Raw genomic sequence first — 14,630 nt, 5'->3', positions numbered from 1 at the left:
GGCATGACGGACCGTAAGGACGAACTCGCCGCAAATCTGGCGAAGGTGGAACGGCGTATCGCCGACGCGTGCGCGGCCGCGGGGCGGGCACGCGACGAGGTGACCCTCATCGTGGTCACCAAGACCTACCCCGCGAGCGACGTGCGGATCCTCGCGGAACTCGGCGTGCGGCACGTCGCCGAGAACCGCGACCAGGACGCGGCCCCCAAGGCCGAGGCCTGCTCGGATCTGCCCCTCACCTGGCACTTCGTGGGTCAACTCCAGACCAACAAGGTGCGGTCGGTGGTCGGTTACGCCGATTTCGTGCAGTCCGTCGATCGTCCCAAGCTCGTCACGGCACTGTCGAAGGAGGCCGTCCGGGCCGGGCGTGAGCTGGGGTGTCTGCTCCAGGTCGCACTCGACGCCGGGGAGAGCGGCCGGGGGGAACGGGGAGGTGTCGGGCCCGGCGGAATCGAGGAGTTGGCCGGTCTCGTGGCCGGCGCCCCAGGTCTACGGCTCGACGGACTGATGACCGTCGCACCGCTCACCGGAGAGTACGCGGGACGCGAACGGGCGGCCTTCGAGCGGTTGATGGATTTGTCGACCGACCTGCGCCGCAGTCATCCGGCTGCCACCATGGTCTCCGCAGGGATGAGTACGGACCTCGAACAGGCCGTGACGGCCGGAGCGACACATGTGCGCGTCGGCAGCGCGGTACTCGGAGTCCGCCCCAGGCTCGGGTAACGTCGCCAAGAAGTCGGACCACAGCAGAAAATATGGTCATTGCCGCCGATAGGCGGATTCAAGGACCTCGTGGATCGCGGGCACTTGGCAGTCGTCAGCCGATCCACCACAGAGCGGAGGACTCAGAGCATGGCCGGCGCGATGCGCAAGATGGCGGTCTACCTCGGCCTCGTGGAGGACGATGGGTACGACGGCCGCGGATTCGACCCCGACGACGACTTCGAACCCGAACTGGACCCGGAGCCCGAGCGGGACCACCGACGGCACGAGCCGTCCCACCAGCCGCACGTCTCACATCAGCCCCAAAGGGACGAAGAGGTACGAGTCGTACAGCCGCCCGCGCCTCGCGAACCGGCCGCCCGTTCCGCTTCGCTCCCCGCGGAATCCAGCCGCCCGGCGCGCATCGCGCCCGTGGCATCCATCACACAAGAACGCGCAAGCCTGGAGAAGAACGCACCGGTGATCATGCCCAAGGTCGTGTCGGAACGAGAGCCTTACCGGATCACCACGCTTCACCCGCGGACCTACAACGAGGCCCGTACCATCGGGGAACACTTCCGTGAAGGCACTCCGGTGATCATGAATCTGACTGAGATGGATGACACAGATGCGAAGCGACTTGTCGACTTTGCGGCTGGTCTGGTGTTTGGTCTTCACGGCAGTATCGAGCGGGTGACGCAGAAGGTGTTCCTGTTGTCGCCTGCTAACGTCGATGTCACGGCGGAGGACAAGGCCCGCATCGCAGAGGGCGGGTTCTTCAACCAGAGCTGAGACGCACCACCGGAACAGCAGTACCGAGCAGGGCACAGGGGAGAGGGAAGCAAGAGGTCATGAGCGTGGTTTTGGATGTCGTCTACATCGCGCTGATGTGCTTCCTCATCGTGCTCATCTTCCGGTTGGTCATGGACTATGTCTTCCAGTTCGCCCGCTCATGGCAACCCGGCAAGGCGATGGTGGTCGTTCTGGAGGCCACCTACACTGTCACTGATCCACCGCTCAAGCTTCTGCGGCGGGTCATTCCGCCGCTGCGTCTCGGGGGCGTGGCGCTAGACCTGTCCTTCTTCGTACTGATGATCATCGTCTACATCCTGATCTCGATCGTGAGCCGGCTGTGATGAGCGATGTGACCTACCGTCTTGCCGAATGCCGACGACTACGTTGAGGTGAAGAGATGCCGTTGACCCCCGAGGACGTGCGGAACAAGCAGTTCACGACCGTCCGCCTCCGAGAAGGCTATGACGAGGACGAGGTCGATGCCTTCCTCGACGAGGTCGAAGCCGAACTGACCCGCCTGCTCCGTGAGAACGAGGACCTGCGCGCCAAACTGGCCGCGGCCACGCGCGCTGCTGCGCAGAACCAGCAGAACATGCGCAAGCCTCCGGAGCCGCAGCAGGATCAGCAGCAACAGCAGCAGGGCATGCGCGGTCCGGGTGGTCCCGTCCCCGCCGGCATATCGGGCCCGCCGCAGCAGCAGATGGGTGGCCCCATGGGTGGTCCGCCCCAGCTGCCGAGCGGTGCCCCGCAGCTGCCCGCCGGTCCCGGCGGTCAGGGTGGACCCCAGGGTCCCGGTCCGATGGGCCAGGGTCCGGGTCCGATGGGCCAGCCCCCGATGCAGCAGCAGATGGGCGGCCCCATGGGCGGCCCCGGCCCGATGGGCGGTCCGATGGGCGGCCCCGGTCAGGGAGGCCCCGGTGGCGACAGCGCCGCCCGTGTCCTCTCGCTGGCCCAGCAGACCGCCGACCAGGCGATCGCCGAGGCTCGTTCCGAGGCCAACAAGATCGTCGGCGAGGCGCGTTCGCGTGCCGAGGGTCTGGAGCGTGACGCCCGTGCCAAGGCCGACGCCCTGGAGCGGGACGCGCAGGAGAAGCACCGCGTCGCGATGGGCTCCCTGGAGTCCGCCCGCGCCACGCTGGAGCGCAAGGTCGAGGACCTGCGCGGCTTCGAGCGCGAGTACCGCACGCGCCTGAAGTCGTACCTCGAGTCGCAGCTGCGCCAGCTGGAGACCCAGGCCGACGACTCGCTGGCTCCGCCGCGCACTCCGGCGGCCGCGTCCCTCCCGCCGTCCCCGGCGCCTTCCATGGCTCCGGCCGGCGCGAGCGCTCCGTCCTACGGCGGTGGCAACCCGACGATGGGCGGCGGTCCCTCGCCGTCCGCTCCGTCCTACGGCGGCCAGCAGCAGATGTCGCCGGCGATGACCCAGCCGATGGCGCCGGTGCGTCCGCAGGGCCCGTCGCCGATGGGCCAGGCGCCCTCGCCCATGCGGGGCTTCCTGATCGACGAGGACGACAACTGACGGCCTGATGGCCAGTAGTACGGCATAGACGTCGGCAGCGTTCAGGGCGAGGCCCCGGGTGACCACCCGGGGCCTCGCCCTTTTGCCACGTGCGTTCGTGCCCGCGCAGGCGCGTTCGTGCGTACACAGTCGCGGTCGTGCGCACGCAACGCCGAAGGCCCGGTCCCGCCAAGATCTTTGGCGGGACCGGGCCTTCGGTCTGCGCGTTACGCCTTGCGCAGGCGGAACGTCAGGGACAGGCCTTCGTCGGTGAAGGGCTCGCCGTAGGCGTCGTCCGCCTCGCCCTGGGCGAAGTCCGTGGCCAGGACCTCGTCGGCGATCAGGCCGGCGTGGCCGGTGAGGGCCTCCACCGTCGCCGGGTCCGAGGCCGTCCAGCGCAGTGCGATGCGGTCGGCCACGTCGAGGCCGCTGTTCTTGCGGGCCTCCTGGATCAGACGGATCGCGTCACGGGCCAGGCCCGCCCGGCGGAGCTCCTCGGTGATCTCCAGGTCCAGCGCGACCGTCGCGCCAGAGTCGGAGGCCACCGACCAGCCCTCGCGGGGCGTCTCCGTGATGATGACCTCGTCGGGGGCCAGCGTGATGGTCTCGCCGTCGACCTCGACCGACGCCGTGCCCTCGCGCAGGGCCAGGGACAGGGCGGCCGCGTCCGCGTTCGCCACGGCCTTGGCCACGTCCTGGACGCGCTTGCCGAACCGCTTGCCGAGCGCACGGAAGTTGGCCTTCGCCGTGGTGTCGACCAGGCTGCCGCCGACCTCGCTGAGCGTCGCCAGGGACTCGACGTTCAGCTCCTCCGTGATCTGCGTGCGCAGTTCGGTGCCCAGCGCGTCGAAGCCCGTCGCCGCGATCAGCGCGCGGGACAGCGGCTGACGCGTCTTGACGCCCGACTCCGCGCGCGTGGCACGCCCCAGCTCCACCAGGCGGCGCACCAGCACCATCTGCTTCGACAGCTCGGGGTCGATGGCGGTGAGGTCCGCCTTCGGCCAGGAGGACAGGTGGACGGACTCGGGGGCGCCCGGGGTGACCGGGACGATCAGGTCCTGCCACACCCGCTCGGTGATGAACGGGGTCAGCGGGGCCATCAGCTGGGTGACCGTCTCGACGACCTCGTGCAGCGTGCGCAGGGCCGCCTTGTCGCCCTGCCAGAAGCGGCGACGGGAGCGGCGCACGTACCAGTTGGACAGGTCGTCGACGAACGCGGAGAGCAGCTTGCCGGCGCGCTGGGTGTCGTAGGCGTCCAGTGCCTGGGTGACCTGGTCGGTGAGCGCGTGCAGTTCGGACAGCAGCCAGCGGTCCAGGACCGGGCGGTCGGCCGGGGCCGGGTCGGCCTCGGACGGGGCCCAGTTCGACGTACGGGCGTAGAGGGCCTGGAAGGCGACCGTGTTCCAGTACGTCAGGAGGGTCTTGCGGACGACCTCCTGGATCGTGCCGTGGCCCACGCGGCGGGCCGCCCACGGGGAGCCGCCGGCCGCCATGAACCAGCGGACCGCGTCGGCGCCGTGCCGGTCCATGAGCGGGATCGGCTCCAGGGTGTTGCCCAGGTGCTTGGACATCTTGCGGCCGTCCTCGGCCAGGATGTGCCCGAGACAGACCACGTTCTCGTACGAGGACTTGTCGAAGACGAGCGTGCCGACGGCCATCAGCGTGTAGAACCAGCCGCGGGTCTGGTCGATGGCCTCGCAGATGAACTGCGCCGGATAGCGGGCCTCGAACAGCTCCTTGTTCTTGTACGGGTAGCCCCACTGCGCGAACGGCATCGAACCCGAGTCGTACCAGGCGTCGATCACCTCGGGCACACGCGTGGCCGTCTTGCCGCAGCCGTCCTGCGGGCAGGCGAAGGTGACCTCGTCGATGAACGGGCGGTGCGGGTCCAGGCACGACTGGTCCGTGCCGGTCAGCTCGGACAGTTCCGCGAGGGATCCGGCGCAGGTGAGGTGGTCGTCCTCGCAGCGCCAGATCGGCAGCGGGGTGCCCCAGTAGCGGTTGCGGGACAGGGCCCAGTCGATGTTGTTGTTCAGCCAGTCGCCGTAGCGGCCGTGCTTGACCGTGTCCGGGAACCAGTTGGTGCGCTCGTTCTCCTCGAGGAGGCGGTCCTTGATCGCCGTGGTGCGGATGTACCAGGAGGGCTGCGCGTAGTAGAGGAGTGCGGTGTGGCAGCGCCAGCAGTGCGGGTAGCTGTGCTCGTACGGGATGTGCTTGAAGAGCAGGCCGCGGTTGTCGAGGTCCTCGGTGAGCCGCTCGTCGGCCTTCTTGAAGAAGACGCCGCCGAGGAGGGGGACGTCCTCCTCGAAGGTGCCGTCGGGGCGGACCGGGTTCACGACCGGCAGGCCGTAGGAGCGGCAGACCTTGAGGTCGTCCTCACCGAAGGCGGGGGACTGGTGGACGAGGCCGGTGCCGTCCTCGGTCGTGACGTAGTCGGCGTTGACCACGTAGTGGGCCTCGGCCGGGAACTCCACCAGCTCGAACGGGCGCTGGTAGGTCCAGCGCTCCATCTCGGCGCCCGTGAAGGACTGGCCGGTGGTCTCCCAGCCCTCGCCGAGGGCCTTGGCGAGGAGCGGCTCGGCGACGACCAGCTTCTCCTCGCCGTTGGTGGCGACGATGTAGGTGACCTCGGGGTGCGCGGCGACGGCGGTGTTGGACACCAGGGTCCACGGGGTCGTCGTCCAGACCAGGAGCGCGGCCTCGCCGGCGAGCGGGCCGGAGGTGAGCGGGAAGCGGACGAAGACCGACGGGTCGACGACCGTCTCGTAGCCCTGCGCCAGCTCGTGGTCCGACAGGCCCGTGCCGCAGCGGGGGCACCAGGGGGCGACGCGGTGGTCCTGGACCAGCAGGCCCTTGTTGAAGATCTCCTTCAGCGACCACCAGACGGACTCGATGTACTCGGGGTCCATCGTGCGGTACGGGTCCTGGAGGTCGGTCCAGTAGCCCATGCGGGTCGTGAGCGCCTCGAAGGCGTCCGTGTGCCGGGTCACCGACTCGCGGCACTTCGCGTTGAACTCCGCGATGCCGTACGCCTCGATGTCCTGCTTGCCGGAGAAGCCGAGCTCCTTCTCGACGGCGAGCTCGACCGGGAGGCCGTGGCAGTCCCAGCCGGCCTTGCGGGCCACGTGGTAGCCGCGCATGGTCCGGAAGCGGGGGAAGACGTCCTTGAAGACGCGCGCCTCGATGTGGTGGGCACCGGGCATGCCGTTGGCGGTGGGCGGGCCCTCGTAGAACACCCACTCGGGGCGGCCCTCGGACTGCTCCAGGCTCTTGGCGAAGATCTTCTGCTCGCGCCAGAAGTCGAGCACGGCGTGCTCGAGGGCGGGCAGGTCGACCTGGGCGGGTACCTGGCGATACGTCGGCGATGTCATCAGCGGGCTTCCTCCGGCGGACTTGCTGCCTTCCGTCCGGAGGGACGAGAGCTACGTCTGCCTGCGCCGCTTCTTCGGCGCGCTCCCGCGGTACCACCCTCCTTGGCCCTCCGGCACGGGGTGTGCGCCGGCGAGCCCCCTCATTGGGGTCGCGATGCCGGGTCTACCGGCCGCGGTCCGGGGCTCAGCCCCCTGTCCACGGCGTTCTTCCGGCGGCTCCGGGGTGATCTTCACGTCGCGCTCGCCCCCGGGCTTCCACCGTCCCCGGGTCGCTCTGGGCTGCGTACGCCGCTACTCGTCCCCATCCACGCTTTTCGCTCCGCCCAGTGTACGGCGCCGGGCGAACGGCGGCCGACCGGTTATCGGGGCCGGAGGGAGTGGGGTGCGAAATGGGTTTCATGCCCCGAATGGCACGGTATACGTGTTCGGATCCTGGGACGTCTGCCTCGGCGGATTACCGGGCGGGCAGCTGGGCACAACGGATGCAGGTCGCCGCGCGGCGTGCGCGAGGCGGGCGAATCGGGCGGTGTGCCCCGTTGCCGCGGGACTCGAGTCGATTTATCGTCCCAGCACGATTCGCGAGCAAGGTCACAAAGTGTGAAGGGGCCGCGGCCATGGTGGCGAAGAAGACCGCCGTACAGCAGCCGGCGTCCGGCAGGTCCGCGGAGGCCTCCGGCGGCGCGGCCAAGGACGTGGGCGGCAAGAAGTCCACGCAGGGGGGCTCGGCGGGGCGATCGGCCAGGGAGGGCGGGAGGAAGGCGGCCGGCGGGACGAAGGAGGCTGGCGGGACGAAGGCGGCCGGTGGGACGAAGGCGGCCGGCGGGACCAAGGCGACCGAGAAGAAGACGACGGCCAGGAAGGCCGTGACCAGGAAGGCCGCGGCCAAGGGGGCCGGTACCGGGGACGTCGCGGCCGAGGAGGCCGTGGCCGGGAAGGCGACGGCCAAGGCGGCAGCCGCCCTGCCGACATCGGCCGGGAAGGCCACGGCCGAGACTGCGGCGGGGAAGGCACCGGCCAGGTCATCGGCCAGGGCTTCGAGGGAGAGGGCACCGGCCAAGGCTTCGGCGGAGAAGGCGGCGCCGGCGACCAAGGCCAAGGCCACGACGCAGAAGGCCACGGCGCAGAAGGCCACGCCGGAAAAGGCCCCGGCGACCAAGGCCACCACCACAGCCACGGCATCGACGTCGGCCAAGTCCTCGGCGCACAAGGCAGCGGCCGAAGCGCCGGCGGAGGCAGCTCCGGCCGGTAACGCCGCCGGGAAGAAGGCCACGGCCAGGAAGACCACGGCCAGGACCCCGGCCGGTAAGGCCACCGGCGAGAAGGCCGCGGCCAAGAAGGCAGCCGACAAGCGGACCGCTGCCGACCGGACCCCCGGCAAGCAGACCGCCGCCGAGCGGACCGCCGCCGACCGGACCGTCGGCAAGCGGACCGCCGCCGACCGGACCGTCGGCAAGCGGACCGCCGCCGACCGGACCGTCGGCAAGCGGACCGCCGGCAAGAAGACCCCGGCTGAGAAGACCGCCGGAGGCAGGAGCACCACCAGGAGCGCGGCCGGCAAGGGCGCTGCCCGGACCGGCGCGGTCACACAGGACACGGCCGCGAGCAGCACGGCCAAAAAGGCGGGTGCGGCCGAGGCCGCCCGGCAGACGGGAGCGACGACGGTGGTTGCGAAGAAGACTCCTGGCACGGCCACGGCGGCGAAGACCGCCCTTCCGAAGGCGCGGATCGCCGCGGCGGAGCCCGGTGAGCTGGCGGTACGCCCGGGCGAGGACCCCTGGACGGTGGAGGAGGTCGAGGAGGCCCGGTCCGAGCTGACGTCCGAGGAGAGCCGGCTGCGGGAGGAGATCGAGTCGTCGGAGCGGTCGCTGGCCGGTCTGATGCGGGACTCCGGGGACGGCGCCGGCGACGATCAGGCGGACACCGGCACCAAGAACATCACCCGCGAGCACGAGCTGGCCCTGGCCGCCAACGCGCGGGAGATGCTCATCCAGACCGAGCGCGCCCTGGACCGCCTGCACGCGGGCACCTACGGCCTGTGCGAGAACTGCGGCAACGCCATCGGCAAGGCCCGCATGCAGGCCTTCCCCCGGGCCACACTCTGCGTGGAGTGCAAGCAGAAGCAGGAGCGCCGGTACTGACCGGCCGCACCGGCCGCCGCCGAATGCCTCCTGAGCACGTGCGACGTACGGGGTGTGTCGTACCCTCGTCCTCAGTCAGGCACCTAGGTTGAGGGACTCACGTGGCAGAGGCGGAGCGCATCATCGGTACGCCGGACACACCGGACGCGGCCGGGAGCGGCAAGGAGCGGCCCGACGCCGAGGGCACCCCGGCCGGGGAGTCCGGCACCGGCCCGGCGGCCCCGGCGGGAGCGCCCGGTGCCGGCGAGCCCGATGCCACCGCCGGGCCGCCCCGCGGCAGGCGCCGGATCGCGGTGCTGTTCGCCGTCGCCGCGTTCGCCTACGCCCTCGACCTGATCAGCAAGCTGATCGTGGTGGCCAAGCTGGAACACCACCCGCCCATCGAGATCGTCGGGGACTGGCTGAAGTTCGAGGCGATCCGCAACGCGGGCGCGGCCTTCGGCTTCGGCGAGGCCTTCACCGTGATCTTCACCATGATCGCGGCGGCGGTGATCGTGGTGATCGCCCGTCTCGCCCGCAAGCTGTACAGCCTGCCCTGGGCGATCGCGCTCGGCCTGCTGCTCGGCGGTGCCCTGGGCAACCTCACCGACCGGATCTTCCGGGCTCCGGGCGTCTTCGAGGGCGCGGTCGTGGACTTCATCGCGCCCAAGCACTTCGCCGTCTTCAACCTGGCCGACTCGGCGATCGTCTGCGGCGGCATCCTGATCGTGCTGCTGTCCTTCCGGGGCCTGGACCCGGACGGGACCGTCCACAAGGACTGAGCGCGCGTACAGCCCCGTCGCGGCCGTCCGGCATACTCGACGGGTGAGCACGCTTCCCGAGATCCGTACCCTGCCCGTGCCCGACGGCCTGGAGGGCGAGCGCGTCGACGCCGCCATCTCCCGCATGTTCGGCTTCTCCCGTACCAAGGCGGCCGAGCTCGCCGCCGCGGGGAAGGTCACGGTCGACGGGTCGGTGGTCGGCAAGTCGGAGCGCGTGCACGGCGGCGCCTGGCTGGAGGTCGAGATGCCGCAGGCGCCCGCGCCGGTGCAGATCGTGGCCGAGCCGGTCGAGGGCATGGAGATCGTGCACGACGACGACGACGTGGTCGTGATCGTCAAGCCCGTCGGCGTCGCCGCGCACCCGTCGCCGGGCTGGACCGGGCCGACCGTCATCGGAGGCCTGGCCGCCGCCGGGTACCGGATCTCCACCTCCGGCGCCGCCGAGCGCCAGGGCATCGTGCACCGGCTCGACGTGGGCACCTCGGGCCTCATGGTGGTCGCCAAGTCGGAGCGCGCCTACACCTCGCTCAAGCGCCAGTTCAAGGAGCGCACGGTCGACAAGCGGTACCACACGCTCGTCCAGGGCCACCCCGACCCGACCAGCGGCACCATCGACGCGCCCATCGGCCGGCACCCCCAGCACGACTACAAGTGGGCCGTCACCGCCGAGGGCAAGCCGTCCGTCACCCACTACGACCTCATCGAGGCGTTCCGCGCGGCCTCCCTGCTCGACGTGAAGCTGGAGACCGGCCGCACGCACCAGATCCGCGTCCACATGGCCGCCCACCGGCACCCCTGCGTGGGCGACCTGACCTACGGCGCCGACCCGACGCTCGCCAAGCGCCTCGGCCTGACCCGGCAGTGGCTGCACGCCGTGCGGCTCGGCTTCGAGCACCCCGGGGACGGGCAGTGGGCGGAGTTCTCCTGCGACTACCCGGAGGACCTGCAGAAGGCCCTGGCACAGGTCCGCGAGGAGACATACGCGTGAGCGCCCCGTACCAGGTGCGGGTCGCCGAGGACCCGGCCGACCGTGAGGCGTGCTTCGCGGTGCGCAAGGAGGTCTTCGTCGCCGAGCAGGGCGTGCCGGAGGACCTGGAGTACGACGCGTACGACGCCGGCGCGGTCCATGTGCTGGCGGTCGGCCCGGACGGTGTGCCGCTCGGGACCGGGCGGCTGCTGCACGGGGAGGCGGCCGTGGCGCAGACCGGCGCCGACCCCTCCGTGGGCTCCCTCGGCCGGCTCGCCGTGGCGGGCGCCGCGCGCGGGCTCGGCGTCGGTGCCGCCCTGGTGCGGGCCATCGAGGACGCGGCACGCGCGCGCGGGCTCACGGCCGTGGACCTGCACGCGCAGACGCACGCGCTGGGCTTCTACGAGCGGCTCGGCTACGAGCCCTATGGACCCGAGTACGTGGAGGCCGGCATTCCGCACCAGGGGATGCGGCGTCCGCTCTAGGGCCTGTCGTTTGGATCAGGTCGCAGGGAATCGGCGGTGCGTCTCGATGCCGGTGAGCGGGGCCTGGTGCGTGTAGCTGCAAGGCGGAGGAGGGAGTCGACGCGGAGCGTCGGGGACTGACGACAACGCGGCAGATGCGCGTGCCAGGCCCCGCGTCTGCGACCTGATCCAAACGACAGGCCCTAGCCCCCTGGTGGGGGGTGCCGAAACGGTTTGTCCCGGGAGTTGCGTGGCACGCTTGAGGTCAGTCGTGTGACCACTTGACCTCCCGGAGCGCTGACCGTGGATCAGTTGGCCCTGCTGTTCGTGCTGCTGCTCGGGGCCGTGATCAGTGTCCCGGTGGGTGACCGGTTCAAGGTGCCGGCGCCGGTGCTGATGACGCTTCTGGGGATAGTCCTCGCGCTGCTGCCGTTCGTACCGAACGTCGAGATCGCGCCGGACCTGATCCTGCCGCTGCTGCTGCCGCCGCTGCTGTACGCCGCCGTGCGGCGCACGTCCTGGCGGCAGTTCGCGGCGAACAGGAGGCCGATCTTCCTGCTGGCCGTGGCCCTGGTGTTCGTCACCATGGCCTGTGTGGCCGCCGTGGCCGACGCGATCGTGCCGGGGCTGCCGCTCGCCGCGGCCTTCGCGCTGGGCGCGCTGGTGGCGCCGCCGGACCCGGTCGCGGCGACGGCCGTGGCCGGGCAGCTGGGACTGCCGCGCCGGCTGGTGTCGATCCTGGAGGGCGAGGGGCTGTTCAACGACGTCACGGCCATCGTCCTCTACCACGTGGCGATCGCCGCCGCCGTCAGCGGGACGTTCTCGCCCTGGAAGGCCGGGCTCGACCTGGTGCTGTCGGCTGTGGTGGCGGTGGCCGTGGGCCTCGCGCTGGGCTGGGGCGCGAACAGGCTGATGGAGGTGCTCGGCGACCCGACGCTGCAGATCGGGCTGACCCTGCTGGTGCCGTACGCCTCCTACGTCATGGCCGAGGAACTGCACGGATCCGGTGTGCTCGCCGTGCTCACCACCGCGCTGTTCCTCGCGGAGTTCGGCTCGGACGCCGACGACGTCATGACGCGGCTGGCCGGGCACACCTTCTGGAACATCGTCGACACGCTCGTCACCGGGGTCGCCTTCGGGCTGGTCGGTCTCGAACTGCACAACGCCATCAACACGGCTTCCGGGCGCTGGGGCGAACTGCTCGGGTGGGCGGCGGTCGTGGTGGTCGTGGTCGTCCTCGCGCGGCTGCTGTGGCTGCTGCCGGCGACCTGGCTGACGAAACGGCTGCACGCCCGGCGGGACTACGACGAGGACATCCCGGTGAGCTGGCGCGAGACCGTGGTGATGTGGTGGTCGGGGATGCGCGGGGTGGCCTCGGTCGCGCTGGTGCTGGCGATCCCGCTGGAGACCGATGCCGGTGCGCCGTTCCCCAGCCGGGACGAGATCATCTTCATCGCTTTCGGGGTGATCATGGCGACGCTGGTGCTGCAGGGTCTGACGCTGCCGTGGCTGGTGCGGCTGCTCGGGGTGAAGGCCGACGAGGACAAGGAGAAGGAGTTCGCGAAGGCGCTGGCGCTCCGGGCGTCCAAGGCGGCCAAGCGCAGGCTGCGGGAGATCGAGGACAGCGAGGAGCTGCCGGAGGAGCTGTCCGAGCAGATGCTGCGACGGGCCTACGAGATCGGGGTGCGGATCAGTCCCGAACTCGCGGAGGACGAGCGGCGCGAGGCGTACCGGGAGGGCGCCCGGCGGGTGAAGCGGGTCCGGCGGATCCAGCAGGAGATGCTCAGCGCGGCGCGGCACGAGGTGCTGGCGGCGCGCAGCGAGCCCGGGGCGGATCCCGAGGTGGTCGACCGGGTGCTGCGGCACCTCGACGTCCGCAGCCTGCGATGAGTCCGGCGGCAGCGGCCGCGGGTGTGACCCCCGGGCGGCCGGGACGCCGTAGGGTCGCCCGTATGGCACGGAATGTAGTGATCAGTGGCGGAGGAACGGGAATCGGGCTCGCGGCGGCCCGGGCGTTCGCGAACGGCGGGGACCGGGTGCTGCTGCTCGGGCGGCGCGCCGACGTGCTGGAGAAGGCCGAGGTGCCCGGCGCGCTGACGTACGCGGCCGATCTCGCCGAGCCGGAGGACGTGCGCGGGGTCGCCGCCTTCGTGAAGCGGGAGTTGGGGGCCGTGGACGTCCTCGTGCACAGCGCCGGGGGCAACGGGCTGCTCGAACCGGACGCCCCGGGTGACGACCCGCTCGCGGCCGTCGCGCACACCTGGAGCGTGAACTTCCGGCTCAACACCCTGACCGCGGTCCTGCTCACCGAGGCGCTGAAGCCGCGGCTCGCCGAGCCCGGCGGCCGGGTGCTGTTCCTCGGCTCCATCGCCGCCTACCGGGGGTCCGGGAGCGGGGCGTACGCGGCGGCCAAGGCCGGGCTGCACCCGTACGCCCACGATCTGGCCCGGGAGCTGGGGCCGCGCGGCATCACCGTGAACGTCGTCGCGCCCGGGTACGTCGAGGACACCGAGTTCTTCGGGGACGCGATGGCCGAGGAGCGGCGGGCGCGGCTCATCGCCGAGACCTCGAACGGGCGGGCCGGGACCCCGGGGGACGTCGCCGAGACGCTGCACTGGCTGGCCTCCCCGGGCGCCGGGCACATCACCTCGCAGATCATCCAGGTCAACGGCGGCGCCGAGCGCGGCCACTGAACCGCGGGACGGCGGGAGGGCCCCCCGCGCCGCGGGGGGGCCCTCCTGCCGTCCGAGCGGGTGGTCACCGCTCCGGTCGTCCCGAGTTGTGGTTGCCGTGGTAGCGACGCTGCTGCGCCGGCACGCCGTCCTGGGACGGACGGTGACCGTTGCCGTTGCGGGAGGGCGGCAGGATCGCGTCCGCCGTGTTGACCCGGGGCAGGGCGTACGGATGCTCGTCGGCCAGCCAGCCCATCATCTGCTCGCGGACCGCGACCCGCACCGTCCAGATGTCGTCCGCGTCCTTGGCCGTCACCAGGGCCCGCACCTGCATGGTGCTCGGGGTGGAGTCCGTGACGGACAGGTTGTAGGCGCGTCCGTCCCAGGCCGGGCACTCGCGCAGGATGTCGCGGAGCTTTTCGCGCATCGCCTCCACGGGGGCGGAGTGATCGACGTGCCAGAAGACGATGCCCGTCATCTGCGGGGTGCCGCGCGACCAGTTCTCGAACGGCTTGGACGTGAAGTACGACACCGGCATGGTGATGCGGCGCTCGTCCCAGGTGTGCACGGTCAGGAAGGTCAGGGTGATCTCCTCGACCGTGCCCCACTCGCCGTCCACCACCACGGTGTCGCCGATGCGCACCATGTCGCCGAAGGCGATCTGGAACCCCGCGAACATATTGCTGAGGGTGGACTGGGCGGCGACACCGGCGACGATGCCGAGGATGCCGGCCGAGGCCAGCAGCGAGGCGCCCGCCGCCCGGAACGCCGGGAACGTCAGCAGCATCGACGCCGCGGCCACCACGCCGACGATCGCGGACACCACCCGCATGATCAGTGTCACCTGGGTGCGCACCCGGCGGACCCTGGCCGGGTCGCGGTGGGCCCGGGCGCTGGCGTACCGGCTGTACGACGTCTCGACGATCGCCGCCGCGATACGGATCACCAGCCAGGCGGTCGACCCGATCAGCACCAGGGTCAGAGTCCGGCCGATGGCCTCATCCCGGCTCGGGAGGAGTTCCGCCTCGTCGTACGAGCCTCTCAGCAGGGCCGCGAAAAGGACCAGCATGTAGGGGATGCGGCCACGGCGGAGCAGGCCCCACAGCGGGGTCTCGTGGTGTCGTTCATCGGCCTTGCGCAGCAGGAAGTCGGTGGCCCAGCCGATCACCAGCGTGAGCACGACCGAGCCACCGACCACGATCAGCGGTCGTAGCAGGTTCTCCATGCCCCCGAACCTAACCGGCTCCCGGGGCACATGAACA

Annotated in this window: 12 protein-coding genes; 10 read left to right on the top strand and 2 right to left on the bottom strand. The window is 71.0% G+C overall.

Features of this window, described 5'->3' with window-relative positions; all coding sequences use genetic code 11:
• The first annotated feature begins 3 nt into the window (after positions 1-3).
• The 4 genes from IGS69_RS08455 to IGS69_RS08440 all read left to right on the top strand — a co-directional run bounded on the left by IGS69_RS08455 (position 4) and on the right by IGS69_RS08440 (position 3,016).
• Entirely contained in the window at positions 4-723 is a 720-nt protein-coding gene (locus tag IGS69_RS08455; RefSeq protein WP_190898084.1) for a YggS family pyridoxal phosphate-dependent enzyme, read from the top strand.
• 129 nt (positions 724-852) lie between these two features.
• On the top strand, positions 853-1,494 hold the full coding sequence (locus IGS69_RS08450) for a cell division protein SepF (RefSeq protein WP_102907744.1): 642 nt from the start codon (positions 853-855) through the stop codon (positions 1,492-1,494).
• A 59-nt stretch (positions 1,495-1,553) separates the two neighbouring features.
• Positions 1,554-1,838 (top strand): YggT family protein, encoded by a 285-nt coding sequence (locus tag IGS69_RS08445; RefSeq protein ID WP_030248691.1) that lies wholly within the window; start codon positions 1,554-1,556, stop codon positions 1,836-1,838.
• Positions 1,839-1,894: 56 nt separating this feature from the next.
• A complete protein-coding gene (locus IGS69_RS08440; RefSeq protein ID WP_190898082.1) occupies positions 1,895-3,016 on the top strand; it encodes a DivIVA domain-containing protein in 1,122 nt (373 codons plus the stop codon).
• A gap of 206 nt (positions 3,017-3,222) precedes the next feature.
• Here the strand turns inward: IGS69_RS08440 and ileS are convergent, their stop codons facing one another.
• Entirely contained in the window at positions 3,223-6,366 is a 3,144-nt protein-coding gene (gene ileS / locus IGS69_RS08435; RefSeq protein WP_190898081.1) for an isoleucine--tRNA ligase, read from the bottom strand.
• Between the two features lie 614 nt (positions 6,367-6,980).
• Between ileS and IGS69_RS08430 the strand changes: the two genes are divergently transcribed.
• The 6 genes from IGS69_RS08430 to IGS69_RS08405 all read left to right on the top strand — a co-directional run bounded on the left by IGS69_RS08430 (position 6,981) and on the right by IGS69_RS08405 (position 13,389).
• Positions 6,981-8,504 carry a TraR/DksA family transcriptional regulator gene (locus tag IGS69_RS08430; protein WP_232543458.1) on the top strand — a complete coding sequence of 508 codons (1,524 nt, stop codon included), beginning with the start codon at positions 6,981-6,983 and terminating at the stop codon, positions 8,502-8,504.
• A gap of 101 nt (positions 8,505-8,605) precedes the next feature.
• Entirely contained in the window at positions 8,606-9,265 is a 660-nt protein-coding gene (gene lspA, locus IGS69_RS08425; protein ID WP_190898079.1) for a signal peptidase II, read from the top strand.
• A gap of 43 nt (positions 9,266-9,308) precedes the next feature.
• A complete protein-coding gene (locus IGS69_RS08420) occupies positions 9,309-10,253 on the top strand; it encodes an RluA family pseudouridine synthase (RefSeq protein ID WP_190898078.1) in 945 nt (314 codons plus the stop codon).
• On the top strand, positions 10,250-10,717 hold the full coding sequence (locus IGS69_RS08415) for a GNAT family N-acetyltransferase (protein ID WP_190898077.1): 468 nt from the start codon (positions 10,250-10,252) through the stop codon (positions 10,715-10,717). The genes IGS69_RS08420 and IGS69_RS08415 overlap by 4 nt, the downstream gene beginning before the upstream one ends.
• A gap of 282 nt (positions 10,718-10,999) precedes the next feature.
• Positions 11,000-12,586, top strand: a complete 1,587-nt coding sequence (locus IGS69_RS08410; protein WP_190898075.1) for a Na+/H+ antiporter — start codon at positions 11,000-11,002, stop codon at positions 12,584-12,586.
• Between the two features lie 62 nt (positions 12,587-12,648).
• Positions 12,649-13,389: an SDR family NAD(P)-dependent oxidoreductase gene (locus IGS69_RS08405; RefSeq protein ID WP_190898074.1), complete on the top strand. Its 741-nt coding sequence runs from the start codon at positions 12,649-12,651 to the stop codon at positions 13,387-13,389.
• A gap of 64 nt (positions 13,390-13,453) precedes the next feature.
• Here IGS69_RS08405 and IGS69_RS08400 read toward each other — a convergent pair whose 3' ends face one another.
• Positions 13,454-14,593, bottom strand: coding sequence for a mechanosensitive ion channel family protein (locus tag IGS69_RS08400; protein ID WP_190898072.1), 1,140 nt, complete (start codon positions 14,591-14,593; stop codon positions 13,454-13,456).
• Positions 14,594-14,630: the final 37 nt, after the last annotated feature.

The sequence above is a fragment of the Streptomyces tuirus genome (assembly GCF_014701095.1).
GTDB classification, from domain to species: Bacteria; Actinomycetota; Actinomycetes; order Streptomycetales; family Streptomycetaceae; genus Streptomyces; species Streptomyces tuirus.
Note: the sequence above shows the minus strand (reverse complement) of the source record. Positions and strands in the feature narration are given on the sequence as shown.